Genomic DNA, 18,494 nt, shown 5'->3' with positions numbered 1-18,494 from the left:
GCGGATTATGGCTGAACTCTTGACGTTGGCACGCCCTTACGCTAAAGCAGCATTTGCTTACGCTTCTGAGCAGGGTGCAACTGACTCTTGGTCGACTGCACTTGAATTGCTCAGTGCTGCGGTGCAAGACGAAGCATTTTCAGCTTATCTAAATCGCCCAGAGCTTACACCTGCTGAGCAGGTGTCTCTTTTTGCTAAAGTTTTAGGTGAAGACCAAACTGCAGCAGTGTCTAACTTCTTGACATTGCTTGCTGAAAACAACCGTTTGGAACTTCTTCCTGAAATCGCTGCAGAATATGAACAGCTCAAATCACAGAATAACAATACTGTGGATGTTGTGATTGAATCAGCATTCCCATTGACTTCTGACCAAGAACAATTGCTTGCAGATGCGTTGAAAAAACGCTTTAACGCAGCAGTGAATGTTTCTGTGGAAGTGAAACCAGAGCTTATTGCTGGTGTAGTTATTCGTGCAGGCGACCAAGTGATAGATGATTCTGCGCTTAATAAGCTTGAAAAAATGCGTACTCGTCTTCTTGCTTAATAAATAAGAAGACTGAACTTTAAAAAGATTGAGGTATAGCGCAATGCAACAACTGAATCCATCCGAGATCAGTGCGCTCATTAAACAGCGTATCGGCGATCTGGACACCAGCGCAACCGCTAAGAACGAAGGGACCATTGTTATGGTTTCCGACGGTATTGTGCGTATTCACGGCTTAGCTGACGCTATGTACGGTGAAATGATCGAATTCGACGGCGGCCTTTACGGTATGGCACTGAACCTAGAACAGGATTCAGTGGGCGTCGTTGTTTTAGGTAACTACTTGAACCTTCAAGAAGGTCAAAAAGCGCGTTGCACAGGTCGTGTATTAGAAGTTCCGGTTGGTCCAGAACTTTTAGGCCGTGTAGTAGATGCTTTGGGTAACCCGATTGATGGTAAAGGCCCGATCGATGCTAAATTAACTGATGCTGTTGAAAAAGTAGCACCAGGCGTAATTTGGCGTCAGTCAGTGGATCAACCTGTACAAACTGGTTATAAATCAGTAGATACAATGATCCCTGTAGGCCGTGGTCAGCGTGAGTTGATCATTGGTGACCGTCAAACTGGTAAAACAGCAATGGCGATCGACGCGATCATCGCTCAGAAAAACTCTGGCATTAAATGTGTATACGTAGCCATCGGTCAAAAACAATCGACTATCGCTAACGTAGTACGCAAGCTAGAAGAAACTGGCGCTATGGCGTATACCACTGTTGTCGCAGCAGGTGCATCTGATCCAGCAGCAATGCTGTATTTGGCTCCGTACTCTGGCTGTACAATGGGTGAATACTACCGTGACCGTGGTGAAGACGCGTTAATCATTTATGATGACTTGTCTAAGCAAGCTGTTGCGTATCGTCAAATTTCATTGCTTTTACGCCGTCCACCAGGTCGTGAAGCTTATCCAGGTGACGTGTTCTATCTACATTCACGTCTACTTGAACGTGCTTCTCGTGTATCTGCTGACTACGTTGAGAAATTCACTAACGGTGAAGTTAAAGGCCAAACTGGTTCATTAACTGCATTGCCGATTATTGAAACTCAAGCGGGTGACGTATCTGCATTCGTACCAACCAACGTAATTTCGATTACTGATGGTCAGATCTTCCTTGAAACATCATTATTCAACGCAGGTATTCGTCCTGCTGTGAACGCGGGTATCTCTGTATCTCGTGTTGGTGGTTCAGCGCAAACCAAGATCATCAAGAAATTGTCTGGTGGTATCCGTACTGCTTTGGCGCAATACCGTGAATTGGCAGCATTTGCTCAGTTCGCTTCTGATCTTGACGAAGCAACTCGTAAGCAACTTGAACATGGTCAACGTGTAACTGAGTTAATGAAGCAGAAACAATATGCTCCATACTCAATTGCTGACCAGGCTGTTTCAATTTATGCATCTAACGAAGGCTACATGGCTGACGTAGACGTTAAGAAAATCGTAGACTTTGATGCTGCGTTGATTTCTTACTTCCGTTCAGAACATGCTGCGTTAATGCAACAAATCGATGCCTCTGGTGATTACAACAAAGACATCGAAGCTGCAATCAAAGCAGGTATTGAAAGCTTTAAAGCGACTCAAACTTACTAATTTAGCAACTTGCTAGATTAGTGTTGGTTTGGTTCACGGAATCAACCTTCGGAAGCTCGCAAGGGCTTTCGAATACTAGGTTAAGCGTATGGCAAATTTAAAAGAAATTCGCGCCAAAGTAGCTAGTATCAAGAGCACGCAAAAGATTACTCGAGCGATGCAAATGGTAGCAGCTTCTAAGATGCGTCGTGCGCAAGAGCGCATGGCTCAAGGCCGTCCGTATGCCGAAAATATGCACCGTGTAATTGCTCATTTGGTTCAAGCGAATCCTGAATACAAACACCGTTATATGGTTGAACGCCCGGTTAAGCGCGTTGGCTATATTATTGTGTCATCAGATCGTGGCCTTGCTGGTGGTTTGAACATTAACCTGTTCAAAAAAGTGGTTAAACACGTTCAACAGCAACAAGAGCAGTCAATTGAAGTTCAATTTGCTTTAATTGGTCAAAAAGCGGTTTCGTTTTTTAAAAACTACGGCGGTAAAGTGCTTGGGGCGACGACGCAAGTCGGTGATACTCCAAGTCTTGAGCAGTTATCTGGTTCTGTACAGGTGATGTTGGATGCTTATGATAAAGGCGAGTTAGATCGTATTTATCTAGTGTCAAACGGCTTTGTCAATGCCATGACTCAAAATCAAAAGATCGAACAACTTGTTCCTTTGGCTGCTGCTGAAGAAGACAAGACTCTTAACCGTCAATACGGTTGGGATTATATCTACGAGCCTGAAGCTGAAGAGCTTTTAAATGGCTTGTTGGTTCGCTATATCGAGTCTGTGGTGTATCAAGGTGTGATTGAAAACATCGCATGTGAGCAGTCTGCACGTATGGTCGCTATGAAAGCAGCGACAGACAACGCAGGCGAGATCATTAAGAGCCTGCAACTTATTTATAACAAGCTGCGTCAAGCCGCGATTACTCAGGAAATTTCTGAGATCGTTGGTGGTGCCGCTGCCGTTTAACATTATTTTGAATTGAGGAGACAGCAATGAATAGCGGTCGTATCATTCAGATCATCGGCGCGGTTATCGACGTCGAGTTTGAACGCAACAGCGTTCCTAAGATCTATGACGCTCTCCAAGTAGATGGTACTGAAACTACTTTAGAAGTTCAGCAACAGCTTGGTGATGGCGTAGTTCGTACTATTGCAATGGGTTCTACTGAAGGCCTTAAGCGTGGTTTGAACGTAGTTAACACTGGCGCGCCGATTTCTGTACCAGTAGGTACAGCGACTCTAGGCCGTATCATGGACGTTCTTGGTCGCCCGATCGACGAAGCTGGTCCTGTTGCGACTGAAGCGCGTTTACCAATTCACCGCTCTGCACCTTCTTATGCAGAACAAGCAGCTTCTACTGACCTTCTAGAAACTGGTATTAAAGTCATCGACTTGCTATGCCCGTTCGCTAAAGGTGGTAAAGTTGGTCTGTTCGGTGGTGCCGGTGTTGGTAAAACTGTAAACATGATGGAATTGATCAACAACATCGCGAAAGCTCACTCAGGTTTATCTGTGTTTGCTGGTGTTGGTGAGCGTACTCGTGAAGGTAATGACTTCTATCACGAAATGAAAGATTCTAACGTTCTAGACAAAGTAGCAATGGTCTACGGTCAGATGAACGAGCCACCGGGTAACCGTTTACGCGTAGCGTTGACTGGTTTGACCATGGCTGAATATTTCCGTGACGAGAAAGACGAAAACGGTAAAGGCCGTGACGTACTATTGTTCGTAGATAACATCTATCGTTATACACTAGCGGGTACTGAAGTATCAGCACTTCTAGGTCGTATGCCATCTGCAGTAGGTTACCAGCCTACACTTGCAGAAGAGATGGGTGTTCTTCAAGAACGTATTACATCGACTAAGTCTGGTTCTATTACGTCAATCCAAGCGGTATACGTACCTGCCGATGACTTGACAGATCCATCGCCTGCTACAACGTTTGCTCACTTGGACGCAACTGTTGTATTGAGCCGTGACATCGCATCTTCTGGTATTTACCCAGCGATCGATCCACTAGACTCAACTTCACGCCAGTTAGATCCGTTAGTTGTTGGTCAAGAGCATTATGAAATTGCACGTTCTGTACAGAACGTATTGCAACGTTATAAAGAGCTTAAAGACATCATCGCGATTCTTGGTATGGACGAGCTTGCTGAAGAAGATAAACTGGTTGTTTACCGTGCGCGTAAAATCCAGCGTTTCTTCTCTCAACCGTTCCACGTAGCTGAAGTATTTACTGGTGCTCCTGGTAAATTAGTATCTCTTAAAGAAACGATTCGTGGCTTTAAAGGTCTTCTAGCTGGTGAATACGATCACATCCCAGAACAGGCGTTCTACATGGTTGGTGGTATTGACGAAGTGATTGCTAAAGCTGAGAAACTTTAATTAGTTCCCTAATTTAGGAGATTCTCATGGCGACTATGCAATGTGACGTTGTAAGTGTTCAGGAGTCTTTGTACTCAGGCACTGTAACTATGCTAATTGCTAAAGGTGCTGGCGGTGAGTTAGGTATTATGCCTGGTCACGCTCCGCTGGTAACTTTGCTCCAACCTGGCGCGATCCGCGTTATTTTGGAAAACGGTACAGAAGAATTAATCTATGTATCTGGTGGTGTTCTAGAAGTTCAACCGCATGTTGTTACGGTTCTTGCAGATACTGCAGTCCGTGCAGAAAACTTAGATGAAGCTGCAATTATTGAAGCGCGTAAACACGCTGAACAATTGCTAGCAAATCAAAAGGGCGATTTGGACGCTGCTGCTGCTTTGGCTGCTCTTGCAGAAACTGCTGCTCAGCTGGAAACGATCCGCAAAATCAAAAACCGCGCAATGTAATTGCAGGTTTAAGATTGAAGAAACCACCCGAAAGGGTGGTTTTTTTATGGTTCATAGGTTCTTATCATGTTTGTTTTTATATATGTGTTCATAAAAAAAGATTAAGTCTTTTTCTCTACCATAATTATTGCCAGAACCAAATGTAGCTACTACGTACAAAAAACCAAACTTTTCTAATTCAGATGCTGAAAAGTTACATTCATTATTCGTAAGGCGGTAATCCTTCTCGAATTTGTTCATTTCAAATGATAAGTAGGCTTTTTCTAACCCTTCTAATAAAAACGATGTAAATTGAGGAATAATATGAGCATATCTTAAAAAATTTTCACGATTTATTTCTTTCGCATCATATAAAAGAGCTAAACGAGCGAGCATTTTAGATTGATGGATTAAATAGACTTTATCTAAAGCATTGAGTAATTCACCACCTATTTCTAAGTTGTTTTGATTCTTGAAGATTTTTAGTAATGTTCCTGATGCTAACTTTTCACCTTCCTTTATAAATTCCAGGATATTTTTTAATTTTTGCTTTTCGTTATAGCTTCTGAAAACTTTATAAATCGCTAAACCTGAAGATGCTATTGGAAAAGCTTTTAAAATTTCTTGAAAAATAGTATCAGTCGTTTCTAAAACTGTATTATCAAAATAGTTTTCTGCTGTTTGAATGATATTAGATGGTATTTGACTCATTATGAATTTTCTTTTTTCTACTATATAGAATAATGTACTACACACCTGAAAATTTGAAATTTATATTTTTAGCATCACCTTAAAACAGCTGATTTAGATTATTTGTTTTAGCTTGGAATTTTTGCAAGTATCGATCTTGAGAGTGTTGGTTTTACATTTCCGATTCTTAAATAAATTTTAATTTGTACCACTCGATATAACTTTTACCCTTTCTCAGTAATGTTTTGAACCAATCTGTAAACCTGCACACACCATAAAAAAATCAGTGATAAGTTAAATGATTCGAACAGATTTCGCTTGTTATAGCTTAATACGATAGAAGTTTAGAACAGGCAAAACTTATAATTGAAAAAGGGAAAACCATGGCTTATCAATCTATTAATCCATTTACCAATCAAAAATTGAAAGACTACCCATCGCATAGCGATCAAGATATTCAACATGCACTCGATACTGCAGAAAAAATCCTAAAGTCAGAATGGTCACAGCAGGTCGATACCCGTATTGCAGTACTGCGTAAATTGGCTACCAACATGCGAGCGCAAAAATCCGAACTGGCCAAGCTTATGACCCAGGATATGGGAAAACTGATTAAGCAGAGTGAAGGTGAAATCGAAACCTGCGCCAAAATTGCAGAATACTATGCCGATCATGCCAAAGAATTTTTAGCGCCAGTGTCTTATCAGACCGATCTGGGTGAAGCCTGGGTCGAGCATCATCCATTGGGTATTATCATGGCAGTTGAACCGTGGAATTTCCCATTTTATCAACTGATGCGGGTATTTGCGCCGAACTGTGCCATTGGTAATCCGGTTCTGGCAAAACATGCTGGCATTGTACCGCAATGTGCGGAAGCCTTTGAACAACTGATTTTGGATGCAGGTGCACCCAAAGGTGTCTGGACCAATCTGTTTATCAGTAGTGATCAGGTCGCTGAAGTAATTGCAGACAAGCGTGTGCGTGGTGTAGCACTCACAGGTTCAGAAGGTGCGGGCAGTGCTGTCGCTGAACAGGCCGGAAAACATCTTAAAAAATCAACGCTGGAACTGGGCGGTAATGATGTCTTTATTGTGCTGGATGATGCTGATCTGGAAAAGGCCATCAAGATAGGCTGCCAAGCACGGGTGAACAATACCGGTCAAGTCTGTACAGCAGCCAAACGCTTTATCCTGCATGAAAAAATTGCAGAAGAATTTAAGGCTGGCATGATCAAGGTATTTGAAGGGTTAAAAATTGGCGATCCGCTTGATCCTGAAACCACACTGGGTCCACTGTCTTCCGCTGATGCTTTGGAAAAGCTGACCGAACAGGTCGATAAGGCGGTAGAACATGGTGCGAAAGTGGTCACTGGGGGCAAGCCGTATGAGCATGCAGGCAATTTCTATCAGCCGACGATTTTGGAAAATATCAGCCGAGATAATCCGGCTTGGTATGAAGAATTCTTTGGTCCGGTTGCCCAGATTTATGTGGCCAAGGATGAGGATGAGATTGTTTCGATTGCCAATGATTCCAATTATGGTCTGGGTGGCGTGATTCATTCACAAGATATCGAGCGGGCGAAAAAGCTGGCTTCACGTGTCGAAACGGGCATGATCTGGATTAACTGGTATACCGATACTGCGCCAGAACTGCCATTTGGCGGAATCAAGAACTCGGGTTATGGTCATGAACTCTCCATTGATGGTTTCAGAGAATTTGTACAGAAAAAACTGGTCGTCGTGAAAAGCCCAAAAAATAAGCCCAACACCAAACTAGAAAGCCACTGCTGAAGTGGCTTTCTTTTAATTAGTATTGATTAAATTCCTTTCGAATATGACTAATTATCACCTTATTATAAAGATACGGGCTTAAGAAGATGTAGTCTAAAATTTGAAGCTATCTTATTTGGATAAAAATATTATATCTGCTGATAGTGAATTTAATTAAATCATTATTATTCTTATATTTATGTGTAAATAAAAATATTTGTTTGGAGATAGTCGAGCATAATTTAAAAATAACAGCCAAAAAAATTTTAAGAATTTTTAAAGAATAGCGGAGAAATACAATTCTATAGTTGTTGCAGTTTTTCTATTGTCTATAATTAAGGAGGTTATTCAAAAATAATCTGAAATTATAATAATAGAAGAGAGAATTAATATGCCAACAACAATGAAAGCAGCGGTCGTAACTGCATTTAACCAACCCTTAGAAATCCAAGAACTCAACATCCCTCAAGTTCGTCCAGGCAAAGTCCTGGTCAAGATCATTGCCACAGGTGTTTGTCATACCGATCTGCATGCCATGCATGGCGACTGGCCGGTGCAACCGAGCTTACCTTTTATTCCCGGGCATGAGGGAGTAGGAGAAGTGATTGAAATAGGTGAAGGCATTGACCATTTAAAAATAGGAGATATTGTCGGTATTCCATGGCTGTATTCGGCTTGTGGCCATTGTGAACATTGTTATGCGGGCTGGGAAACCCTGTGTAGAAAACAGCAAAATTCGGGGTATTCGGTCAACGGCAGCTTTGCTGAATATTGTCTGGCCGATGGAGATTATGTAGGAGTAATTCCGGAGGGAGTAGACTTACTTGAAATTGCACCTATTCTCTGTGCAGGCGTCACTGTCTATAAAGGTCTGAAAATGGCTGATGCCAAAACAGGAGACTGGATGGCAATTTCGGGCATTGGCGGTCTGGGTCATATTGCTGTTCAATATGCCAAAACCATGGGATTTAATGTTATTGCCATAGATGTGGATGACTCAAAACTGGAACTGGCCAAAAATCTGGGTGCTGATGTGGGCATAAATGCACTGAAATCCGATGTAAAAGAAGAAGTGATGAAAGCCACTGGAGAAGGTTGTCATGGGGTATTGGTAACAGCAGTCTCTCCCAAAGCTTTTGAACAGGCAGTCTCGATCGTGCGTCGGGGGGGAACTATGGTGCTAAATGGTTTACCACCAGGCAAGTTTGACTTGTCGATTTTTGATATGGTACTTGACGGCATTACGGTGCGCGGCTCGATAGTGGGTACACGACTGGATCTCAAGGAAGCATTGGATATTGCTGCCCGGGGTAAGGTTAAGGCACATATTAATGTTGAGCCGCTGCAAAATATCAATGATATTTTTCAGCGTATGGAACAAGGGAAAATTGATGGCCGGATCGTGATCGATATGCGACTTTAATTCCTCATTGAGGGAAAATAAAAGCCAATCTGGTTCTTGCCGGATTGGTTTTTTGATGAAAGGGATTGAATGAGTTTTAACCTTGTTTCTGCTCGGGATTCTGGATCAGCAAGCCGGCCAGTTTGATCATTTCGGCTTGAACATTGACCATCTGCGATTCAATCTTTTTCAAGTCCACTTGGCTAAAATCCACCTGACCATTCAAGAGGGGAGAAGCCAGCACTTGCTGGTTTGCAGACATCATATTATTACGAATCTGGTCAATTTCCTGACTTTTTAAGTTCAGGTTACCCAGCACCTGATTAAAACTGCTGAGTTGCTGTTGAAGCTGGGTCGCAGTGGATTGCAGCTGCTGGGTATCTTTGGCTTCGACCGCCGTTTGCAGTTCGGTCTGGGTCTGTTTTAACTGTTCCACATAACTGCCGGCCTTGAGCTGCAAGTCGGCGACATCCCGAACCATATAAAACATATTGCCAGATTTAAGTTCAGTTGGTGTTGCCGAGCCTTGTTGCTGAGAGGTTGGTTTCAGATCTGACGTTGTTGTATCTGCCTGTTCAGTGGGTGTTTCGACAGCCTGTTCGCAGCCCATCAGTAAAATTCCCGAGCTAAATAATGCGAAAGGAAGGACAGCATTGGCAAGAATTTTGGACATAGAATCAGGGTCTCGATACAGGTGATAGAATTTGAATAGTGTTTAATATAAGGACAAACTATGGAGATAAAAAAGATTGTTGCAAACTCATAACAATTCTTCTGGATTTTAAATAATTAGCCAGGCAGAAGTGAGAAAAATCTAATAAAAATGAATAAGTAAATATTTTGTTTTAAGCGGGCGACTTGTTTGGTCGGTGATTAAATTGAAGACTTTATTATGTGAAATTTCATTCGACTATTATTTTCCTGCATCCTAAGCAATTGCTGATTGTGCACGGATTGGTTGAGTCTTTAAAAATGTAGGTGAATATCAATTTAGTGAAATAAGAGTTTTAAATAGAAATAAGTATCCATTATAAAAACAGATACTTATTTTAATCTTAATACTTATTGAGAGAGCAGAGCATTATTTTGTAAGTTCTGCATTCACCGCATCTACAATCCGTGGATCATCTGCAGTGATGTCTGGTGCAAAACGTGCCACCACTTCGCCATTTTTATTGATCAGGAATTTTTCAAAGTTCCAGAGTACTTCTGGTGGTTGGTTTGGGGTCAGGCCATAATCGACCAGATCTTTCCACCAAGGTCCCTCGCCGATACGTTCCGGTACAGCCTGTGTAAGAGTGGTATATAAAGGATGCTTGTCTTCGCCCGCCACAGAGATTTTTGCGAATAACGGAAAGTCGACTTTATAATTCACCGAACAGAATTCCTGAATCTCGGCTTCACTGCCTGGTTCCTGCTCCAAAAAGTTGTTGGCAGGAAAGCCCAGAATTTCCAGACCTTCAGCTTTTTTGTCATCATACAGTTTTTGTAAACCTTCATATTGCGGCGTCAGGCCACATTTAGAAGCGACGTTGACTACCAGCAAAACCTTACCCTGGTATTGGTTTAAAGTGGTTTCTGTTCCGTCAATGGTTTTGACCGGAATGTCATATACAGAGCGAGTCATTAGATTTCCTGTTTATTGCGACTGAATCGGTATTTGTTTTAACGGGTATTCAGATTTAGTACAAGTACAAACAGGTGAGCTGATTTACTCAAGGCAGTAAAATTGCTGCAATATTATGTGAAAAATCTATTATGCTAGGGTGCGAATAGGAATAGCTTAATACAAGACCAGCGACTCATGGATGACAGTATGATACAACAACAAAAAGCAGCCTGGTGGGCCATGGCCTTACCCCTGGCCGCAGTTTTGATTTGGTCTCTGAATATGACGGTTACCCGTTATGTGGCAGATTATATTTCTCCCATCAGTATCAGTTTTTACCGCTGGGCCTTGGCTTTGCTAATTTTAACTCCCTTTATGTTGCCCAGAGTCAAAGCAGCCTGGCCAGAAATCCGTCCACATCTCGGACATTTTGCCATTTTGAGTGCGTTGGGAATGGTACTGTATCAGGGACTGGCTTATAGCTCGGCACACTACACTACTGCCACCAACATGGGCCTGATCAATGCCTTTATTCCTATTTTTACCATTATCGTGGGTATTTTTGTTTTAAGGATTCGCCCGACGCAGGCTGCAGTGCTGGGAAGCCTTTTGTCGTTTATTGGCCTGATGTATGTCATGGCGCAAGGGCAGGGCCTGCAGTTTTTAAGCGTGGGTGAAAGTTATATTGGCGATCTGCTGATGTTGATCGCGGTATTTTTCTATTCCTGTTATGGCGTATTGCTGAAGAAATGGAAGATTCAGATTCCACTACTACTGAGTCTGTATATCCAGATTTTTATGGCTTTTCTTTACCATATTCCTTTGATACTGTTTTTAGGTCTGGACAGCATCAATAGCGCGAATGCAGCTAGCATTGTCTATGCCGGAATTTTTCCTTCCATTGCCGCGCCCTTATTCTGGATGATGGCTGTGCAGCAGCTTGGTCCAAATCGTAGCAGTATTTTTATGAACCTGATGCCTGTCTTTACCGCAGTAGTCGCATATTTGTGGTTAGGCGAAGCTTGGACGATGTATCACACTATTGGCGGCAGTATTATTTTATTGGGGGTTTTATGGGCGCAATACCCCGGGAAAAGCCAAGTCATAAGGAAGTAGGCCAGTTTTTAAAATCCTTAATCGTTTAAATATTGATCATTCAGGCATGTTTTTTTAAGAGAATTCATTTGTTAAATACTGATTTCTGAATGCAAAAATAAATAGAAAATTAGCACTTTATTTTAAAATCGGAATGGAATGAGCGAGATATTTTGAATTTTTAATAAAAGTTCTACTTTGTTAATAGAAAAAATGTATTAATTGAGTTTTTTATTGTACTTGTTGTTGTGACTAATTTCTCGCATAATGCGCCCATCGAGAATGATCAGGCAAAAAAAACCTTGTTTTATCAGGCTCCCAGAGATTTTCTGAACCCTCTGGATGTGATTTATGCACATCCTTTTTTATGCTCAGCCATCCCTATATGGTTGAGCTTTTTTTTGTCTTAAAACTTTAGTCGGGTTTGAATATCCCGACTAAATCCGCTAAGTCTCAGTCACGAATAACCGCGCCAGTGAGTGCATCAATAATCCGGCTCGGTTGCTGACTTAAACCAAGGTCGCCATTCAGATAATTCAGGTTCTGGTCAAAATAGCGGAGGGCATCCTGAAGTGAGCGGGCAGGTTCCATGCCGGCAGGATTGGCGCTGGTCGAAACGATAAAACCACCAAAGGCCTGACACAGTGCCACGCAGAGCGGGTGAGTGGTTACACGTACGGCCACTTGAGTATGCTGACCTTTAATCCAGTCAGGAATCTCTTTATTTGCAGGAAGCAGCCAGGTGGTCGCACGCTCAGCAGGCCTGTCATGGTTCCAGGATTCAATCACTTTGTCACGCATTTCTTCGCTTAAATCCTGTAGCAGATGTTCTACCTGTGAAAGATGAGCTGCTAGCAGAATCACACCTTTCTCAATCGGGCGCTGCTTCAATTCTAAAATCTGATGAAATGCCTGTTCATTATAGGGGTCGCAACCCAAGCCCCAAACAGCCTCTGTGGGATATGCCAAGACTTGTCCGTCTTTAAGCCATGCTGCTGCTTCGGCAACAGAGGTAGTGATCATGTGAATACCTTTATCAAACAACAAAGCGCTATTGTGAACCTTATTTGAGAATCCGACAACGTAGATACAGGCCGGCTTGCTGGGTGCAAAAACCGAGTAACTCCAGTTCCATCAGTTGACTGGTCAAAGCAGATACCTCTTGCTGAACCTGCGTTCCCAGTTGATCCAGACTCTGTCCCACCCAGTCCAGCTGGTTGTACAGACTGAGCAGATGTGGCGGGATCTGTTGTGATTCTGCTGCAGCGACTTCCAGTTTGGGAGTATTTTCCAAAGCCTGCCATTGCGTCGCCAGTGCCAGTTCTTCAATTACCTGCTGTGGATGGTCAATCAGAATCGCACCCTCACGAATCAGTTGGTGGCAGCCCTGATGATGCTCACTGTAAATATGTCCCGGAATGGCAAACACGGTTTTGCCTTGCTCGGCTGCCAGTTTAGCCGTAATCAGAGAACCACTTTTTAATGCAGCCTCTGCCACAATCACGCCTAGACTTAAACCACTGACTATTCGGTTGCGCCGTGGAAAATGATGCTGCAAAGGCAGTGTATCTGGCAGAAACTCACTGATGACGGCACCGCCATGCTCAATGATTTGCTGGCGTAATGATTGATGTTGTGCTGGATAGGTTTGATCCAGTCCGGTGGCCATTACCGCAATCGTCCCCTGATGTTGTAGGGCAGCCCGATGTGCTGCTTCATCAATACCATGTGCCAGACCGCTATTGATATAAAAACCCTGTTCACTCAGGTAAAAAGCAAAATCATAAGCTACTTGCCGGCCGTGTGGACTGGGTTTGCGGCTGCCCACAATGGCAATTTGTGCCTGAAGCAGAGTATCGGGTCTACCCTGACCAAAAATGATTGGGGGTTTATCTATATAAGGATGCAACTGCTGCGGATAATGCGGATCGCCATGCAATAAAACAAAGTCACTATCCTGCTGGATCTGCTGCAGACAACGCTGAAATTTCTGCTGGGCTTCGGGAAGAGAAAATTCTTTTAAGCGCTGTACATGATTGGCATGAATACCCAGTGCCTGCCAGACAGGGGCTTGATCCGGCTGAAGGGCATGGGTCAGTTCGGCATAGTGTTGACTGATTTTATGGAAACTCGAAAGAGAATGCTGAACCAGATACCATAACGTAATTGTTTCCAGTTGCGCGCGCGATAACGGGTTCAGCATATTGAGACCTATAGGGTTGTCTTCTTGTTATTAAGTTTTTTTATTTAGACAAATATTTATTCATCTAAAAGAGGCGCTTGAATTCCTGCACCAACCTTGATTGGTAATTCGCTCTCCAGCACATAGGCATAGCTCAACTGATCGAAGGTTTTAAATACCATGATCTGGCCAATACGCTCGCCTGGCAGTTGCACACGTTCTTTAGTCTTCGGATCAGTCACGACTTCACCTTTCTGGTTGACACTAAAGACATGACCCGTCTGAACCCCATGTGCCGTACCACGGTCAATGGTGACAACACTATGACGTGCTGCGGTACCAATTGATCCCAATACGCGAACAATCTGGCCGCCGGCAGCAATATTTTCCGCGCTGGTCGGATAGAACAGGGTTGGTAACATTGGATCATATTCAGGGAGTACACGGTCACCGCGACGTACTTCAGCATTGTAACTGTCCGTCAGTTCAAGTGTGGTGACATCACCTTCGTTACGTACTGCAATACCAGACGCCACCTGTTGCAGCTCAAGTGCAGCAGTATATTTCTTGCCGTTTGCATCCGTAAATACATACGGTTCCGCTTCACGATAAACGGCATAGCGTTGACCAACTTCCAGACCGTTGCCACGTGCATAAACTTTCTGGCCTTTGCCTGCCAGTACGCGCTGATCTGCAGTTCCGAGAATATAGGGCGTACCTTGAACTGAATCAGGCGCCATCAGGGTATAACGCTCTAGCCATTGCCTGATATGTTCTAGTGGAATCACGGGAATGGTGTTATTTAAAGATTCAACCCGAATCTGGGGTTGCAGGGTAGTGCTGCCCAGATAGCGGCTGATAATACCCTCACAACCATCCCCTTCGTCTTTACCAATAATCGGGCGGCCCTGGTAATCACACATGAGCAGGCGGTCACCCGGGAAAATCCAGTGCGGATTTTTCACGTGTTTATTGCTGGCCCAGATTTCCGGCCAACGTACCGGATTTTTCAGGAAGCGTTTTGAGATATCCCAAAGCGTATCGCCTTTTTTCACCACATAAACGTTTGGTGCATTGGCTTTTAATGCCGGTGGATTAACGTTGCGTGCAGGTGCTGCCTCAGCAGAATGAATGGTCCCCATACTGACGCCAACACAGACGGCAAGTGCCAGCATCTGATTTTTAAACCCCAAGGCACTAAAAAATGGCATGCCTTTCAAAACCTTTTTCATTATCATAATTCCTAAAATTATGTGCGTAGTTGCGTTATAATAACGATCTTACACACATTTTTTTGATGAAGCATTCCCTTCATTTGGTTTTTTTGATCAATGGCATAATTGAGGATGCAGTATGGCCTTATTACCTATTTTAAGTTTCCCGGATCCCCGTCTTCGTACCATTGCACAACCTGTCGAAGAAGTGACTGATGAAATTCGTCAGCTCGCTGCGGATATGTTTGAAACCATGTATGAAGCACCAGGTATCGGACTTGCCGCGACTCAGGTGGATCGTCATATTCAGCTGATTGTTATGGATCTGTCTGAAAATAAAGATCAACCGATGGTGTTCATTAACCCCAAAATCACACCATTGACTGAAGAAACGCAGCCTTACGAAGAAGGCTGTTTATCAGTCCCCCAAATATACGATAAAGTTGATCGTCCGTCACGCGTAAAAATTGAGGCAATTAATCTGGAAGGTCAAGCATTTGAGCTCGATGCTGACGGACTTCTCGCTGTGTGTATCCAACATGAAATGGATCACTTAAATGGCAAGTTATTTGTTGATTATTTATCGCCACTAAAACGCCAGCGTGCCCGTGAAAAAGTGGAAAAACTGGTACGCCAGCGTAATAAAGACAAAGTAGCAGTGAAACGTTAGGATAATTTCAAAGTCTATTTTAATGGCCAAACCAGCCCAATTCTGATTGGGCTTTGCTATACTTGGCCTAGATAAATTTAAGGGCTTGCCTATGGTCCTGCGGGGCGGTCTGCTACTTTCCTTGGTAGCAGTGTTTTTACAGATTGCGGTATTTTTACAGCCTTTATTGCCAAAGCAATATCAGGTTGCTCCGGTCTGTGAAACCATCACGCATGCACTTTTAGACAAATCCTCTGTTGATCATTCTCACCATGCCGAGCAGCACGCTCAGCATTCTGTTACAGCACAGCATATTCCTGCTGATGTCCATGAGCATGATGCCAGTCATCAATGCCAGTACTGTACCGTCTATGGCAACCTGATCTTGCCGCCTGAACTGGACATTAAAGAAGTTCTGGATCGAATCCAGGTCAGACTGCTGGCTTTTGAAAAAACCTTTAAGCATGTCTGGTTTGCTCTGCAGCGGCTGTTCCTGTTACCCCAAGGCAGAGCTCCACCACTGTTTGCATAAATCCACGTTGTTTTTCGTCTGGGTCTTGAGTGACTTAGACCGTGTTCAATTTATGTATTCAGTGAGATAGAAAATGGCTCAGCCTAAATTTTTTCTACAGCCACTTGCGGCTGCGATTTGTATTGCCTGTTATTCAGCTTCGGTAATGGCCAATGAAGCCATGCCTGTACAAACCATGGCGCCGATTGTGGTGACCTCGACTGCGGGTAATGATGCCAATGGACTGATTGTCCATGCCGATCCTAAACAGCCGATCCAGCCTGTTCCTGCCACAGATGGCGCAGATTATCTGCAAAGCATTGTGGGTTTTAGTTCAGTCAATAGTGGCGCAGGAACCAATGGGGATGTCACTTTCCGCGGCATGTTCGGTTCACGAATTAAAATTTTAACGGATGGCACGGAAAACCTGGGGGCCTGTCCAAGCCGGATGGATTCGCCCACCTCCTATATTTCCCCGGAAAGCTATGACCAGATTTCGGTCATTAAAGGTCCGCAGACGGTGCAATATGCCAATACCGGTTCAGCCGCAACCGTCATTTTTGAGCGTTCACCTGAACAGTTTGATGCAGACAATCACTATCGCGGTCAGGCCAGTGTCCTGCTGGGCTCCTTCGGACGTCTTGACCATAATGTTGAAGTCGCAGCAGGTGATGCACAGAAATATATTCGCCTGAATACCAGCCGCTCTGTTTCAGACAGTTATAAAGATGGTAATGGCACGACCGTTCCTTCCGATTGGGAGCGCTGGAATGCCGACGTTGCATTAGGCTGGACACCGGATAGCGATACCTGGGTAGAGTTGACCGGGGGCAAGGCGGATGGTGAAGCTGTGTATGCCGGCCGTGCAATGGATGGCTCCAAGTTTGCCCGTGAAAGTCTGGGTTTGCGTGTTGAAAAGAGAAATGTCAGCGATGTGATCAAGAAAATTGAAGCACAGGTAAACTACAATTTTAATGACCATGTCATGGATAACTATAGTCTGCGCGAGTTCAAGCCTGGCGGTATGATGAGTATGCCTATGGCCACCAATGTGGCGCGTAAGACATTGAATGCGCGTATGGCCGTGACCAGTGAATGGGATAAATTACAGCTGATTACAGGTATCGACAGCCAGAATAATCAGCATAGCAAACGTAACGGAAATCTGATGACAGCGTATCAGAATAAGCCACGTATTAAAGATATGGAGTTCCAGTCGATCGGTGGTTTCGGTGAGCTCAGTTATGAGGTCAGTGATAATCATAAGTTGGTGAGTGGCCTGCGTCTGGATCAGGTCAAAGTAGAAGCAGTGGAGTCAAACCAGGAGCGTAAAAAAACTTTACCAAGCGCTTTTTTGCGTTTTGAGAATCAGCATCCAGACCATGATGATGGCAAGACTTATATGGGTATTGGCTATGTCGAACGTATGCCGGATTACTGGGAGCTGTTCAGTCCAAAATCAGGCAATGGTCATCCAAATACCTTTAAGAACATTGATACTGAAAAAACTTTACAGCTGGATATTGGCTACCAGCATGAACATGGTAATTTCAGTTCATGGGCATCGGCATATGCAGGTGTGATCAATGATTACATCCTCACGACTTACTTGCCAACAGGTAATATGGGAATGTTAGAAGCACATAGCCGAAATGTAGATGCAACAGTGGCAGGTGCAGAAGTCGGAATCGGATATCAGTTTACTGATGCGATTCAGGCTGATCTGAGTGCGATGTATGCTTGGGGTAAAAATACCAGTGACAATACGCCGTTGCCACAGATTTCACCTTTGGAAGCTCGGGTAAATTTACGTTATATCCAGGATAACTATACTTTGGGTGCCTACTGGCGCCTGGTCGATGGTCAGAACCGAATTAGTGAGCGTGAAGGCAATATTGTCGGCTATGATCTTAAGCAAAGTGCTGGTTTTGGTACTCTCTCTTTAAATGGTACATATCATGTAAATGACAACATGGATCTTTCTGTGGGTGTCGATAACGTACTGGACCGTACCTATGCCGAGCATTTGAACAAGATGGGCAGTTCCGGTTTTGGATTTGCTGCCAATGAGCAATTTAATAATATCGGACGGAATTACTGGGCAAGAATCAGTATGAAATTCTAATTTGAACTGAAAACAAACAAAAAGCAGGAGTTTTTTCCTGCTTTTTGTTTATGGTAGTAATTTAAATTCATGTTTATCAGTAAGTTAATATTGTTTTGTTTTGCATTAAATAATAACTCAAACTTTTATTAAAATAATTTTTATAAATAAAACAGTAACTTATGAATTTTATGGATTATAAAATAAACATGCGTTTGTAAAGTTTAAAAAATGGGGTTGCAAGCCTCCTGAAATACTGTAGAATGCACATCCATCGGCGGTGATGAAGATTAAAACTTCTGATAAAACAGTGACTTAGTTAAGATTGATTGA

Annotated in this window: 17 protein-coding genes; 11 read left to right on the top strand and 6 right to left on the bottom strand. The window is 43.4% G+C overall.

Annotation, left to right across the window (positions count from 1 at the left end; all coding sequences use genetic code 11):
• Nucleotides 1–7: 7 nt before the first annotated feature.
• From VXQ92_RS07295 to VXQ92_RS07275, 5 genes are all read left to right on the top strand, one after another.
• On the top strand, nt 8–544 hold the full coding sequence (locus VXQ92_RS07295; RefSeq protein ID WP_191730889.1) for a F0F1 ATP synthase subunit delta: 537 nt from the start codon (nt 8–10) through the stop codon (nt 542–544).
• Between the two features lie 43 nt (nt 545–587).
• A complete protein-coding gene (gene atpA / locus VXQ92_RS07290) occupies nt 588–2,132 on the top strand; it encodes a F0F1 ATP synthase subunit alpha (RefSeq protein WP_005094547.1) in 1,545 nt (514 codons plus the stop codon).
• A gap of 88 nt (nt 2,133–2,220) precedes the next feature.
• Nucleotides 2,221–3,090 (top strand): F0F1 ATP synthase subunit gamma, encoded by an 870-nt coding sequence (gene atpG, locus VXQ92_RS07285; protein ID WP_004280996.1) that lies wholly within the window; start codon nt 2,221–2,223, stop codon nt 3,088–3,090.
• Between the two features lie 26 nt (nt 3,091–3,116).
• Nucleotides 3,117–4,511 carry a F0F1 ATP synthase subunit beta gene (gene atpD, locus VXQ92_RS07280; RefSeq protein WP_004280997.1) on the top strand — a complete coding sequence of 465 codons (1,395 nt, stop codon included), beginning with the start codon at nt 3,117–3,119 and terminating at the stop codon, nt 4,509–4,511.
• A gap of 26 nt (nt 4,512–4,537) precedes the next feature.
• Complete coding sequence (locus VXQ92_RS07275; RefSeq protein WP_004814254.1) at nt 4,538–4,957, top strand: F0F1 ATP synthase subunit epsilon; 420 nt, start codon at nt 4,538–4,540, stop codon at nt 4,955–4,957.
• A gap of 51 nt (nt 4,958–5,008) precedes the next feature.
• On the opposite strand, the gene VXQ92_RS07270 is transcribed toward VXQ92_RS07275, so the two are convergent.
• A complete protein-coding gene (locus tag VXQ92_RS07270) occupies nt 5,009–5,647 on the bottom strand; it encodes a hypothetical protein (protein WP_180050939.1) in 639 nt (212 codons plus the stop codon).
• Nucleotides 5,648–6,009: 362 nt separating this feature from the next.
• Between VXQ92_RS07270 and VXQ92_RS07265 the strand changes: the two genes are divergently transcribed.
• A complete protein-coding gene (locus VXQ92_RS07265; protein WP_416680961.1) occupies nt 6,010–7,416 on the top strand; it encodes an NAD-dependent succinate-semialdehyde dehydrogenase in 1,407 nt (468 codons plus the stop codon).
• Nucleotides 7,417–7,786: 370 nt separating this feature from the next.
• Nucleotides 7,787–8,818, top strand: a complete 1,032-nt coding sequence (gene adhP / locus VXQ92_RS07260) for an alcohol dehydrogenase AdhP (RefSeq protein ID WP_179992711.1) — start codon at nt 7,787–7,789, stop codon at nt 8,816–8,818.
• A gap of 76 nt (nt 8,819–8,894) precedes the next feature.
• On the opposite strand, the gene VXQ92_RS07255 is transcribed toward adhP, so the two are convergent.
• The gene (locus VXQ92_RS07255) at nt 8,895–9,470 is read right to left on the bottom strand and encodes a hypothetical protein (RefSeq protein WP_416680960.1); all 576 of its coding nucleotides are present in this window, start codon (nt 9,468–9,470) and stop codon (nt 8,895–8,897) included.
• A gap of 408 nt (nt 9,471–9,878) precedes the next feature.
• Nucleotides 9,879–10,424, bottom strand: coding sequence for a glutathione peroxidase (locus tag VXQ92_RS07250; protein ID WP_416680958.1), 546 nt, complete (start codon nt 10,422–10,424; stop codon nt 9,879–9,881).
• Between the two features lie 189 nt (nt 10,425–10,613).
• Between VXQ92_RS07250 and VXQ92_RS07245 the strand changes: the two genes are divergently transcribed.
• Nucleotides 10,614–11,522 carry a DMT family transporter gene (locus VXQ92_RS07245; RefSeq protein ID WP_416680957.1) on the top strand — a complete coding sequence of 303 codons (909 nt, stop codon included), beginning with the start codon at nt 10,614–10,616 and terminating at the stop codon, nt 11,520–11,522.
• 432 nt (nt 11,523–11,954) lie between these two features.
• Here the strand turns inward: VXQ92_RS07245 and VXQ92_RS07240 are convergent, their stop codons facing one another.
• From VXQ92_RS07240 to VXQ92_RS07230, 3 genes are read right to left on the bottom strand one after another with little or no spacing between them, the layout of a single operon-like run.
• A complete protein-coding gene (locus tag VXQ92_RS07240; RefSeq protein ID WP_064096961.1) occupies nt 11,955–12,524 on the bottom strand; it encodes an L-threonylcarbamoyladenylate synthase in 570 nt (189 codons plus the stop codon).
• A 40-nt stretch (nt 12,525–12,564) separates the two neighbouring features.
• Nucleotides 12,565–13,704: a DNA-processing protein DprA gene (gene dprA / locus VXQ92_RS07235; protein WP_416680956.1), complete on the bottom strand. Its 1,140-nt coding sequence runs from the start codon at nt 13,702–13,704 to the stop codon at nt 12,565–12,567.
• Nucleotides 13,705–13,760: 56 nt separating this feature from the next.
• Nucleotides 13,761–14,915 (bottom strand): LysM peptidoglycan-binding domain-containing protein, encoded by a 1,155-nt coding sequence (locus VXQ92_RS07230; RefSeq protein WP_064096963.1) that lies wholly within the window; start codon nt 14,913–14,915, stop codon nt 13,761–13,763.
• Nucleotides 14,916–15,036: 121 nt separating this feature from the next.
• Here VXQ92_RS07230 and def point away from each other — a divergent pair, with 121 nt between their 5' ends.
• From def to VXQ92_RS07215, 3 genes are all read left to right on the top strand, one after another.
• Complete coding sequence (def, locus tag VXQ92_RS07225) at nt 15,037–15,567, top strand: peptide deformylase (RefSeq protein WP_004644875.1); 531 nt, start codon at nt 15,037–15,039, stop codon at nt 15,565–15,567.
• Between the two features lie 91 nt (nt 15,568–15,658).
• Nucleotides 15,659–16,078 carry a DUF2946 family protein gene (locus tag VXQ92_RS07220; protein WP_064096964.1) on the top strand — a complete coding sequence of 140 codons (420 nt, stop codon included), beginning with the start codon at nt 15,659–15,661 and terminating at the stop codon, nt 16,076–16,078.
• A gap of 73 nt (nt 16,079–16,151) precedes the next feature.
• A complete protein-coding gene (locus VXQ92_RS07215) occupies nt 16,152–18,182 on the top strand; it encodes a TonB-dependent copper receptor (protein WP_416680955.1) in 2,031 nt (676 codons plus the stop codon).
• The last annotated feature ends 312 nt before the right edge of the window (nt 18,183–18,494 follow it).

This window comes from Acinetobacter sp. 228 (assembly GCF_048147885.1).
Note: the sequence above shows the minus strand (reverse complement) of the source record. Positions and strands in the feature narration are given on the sequence as shown.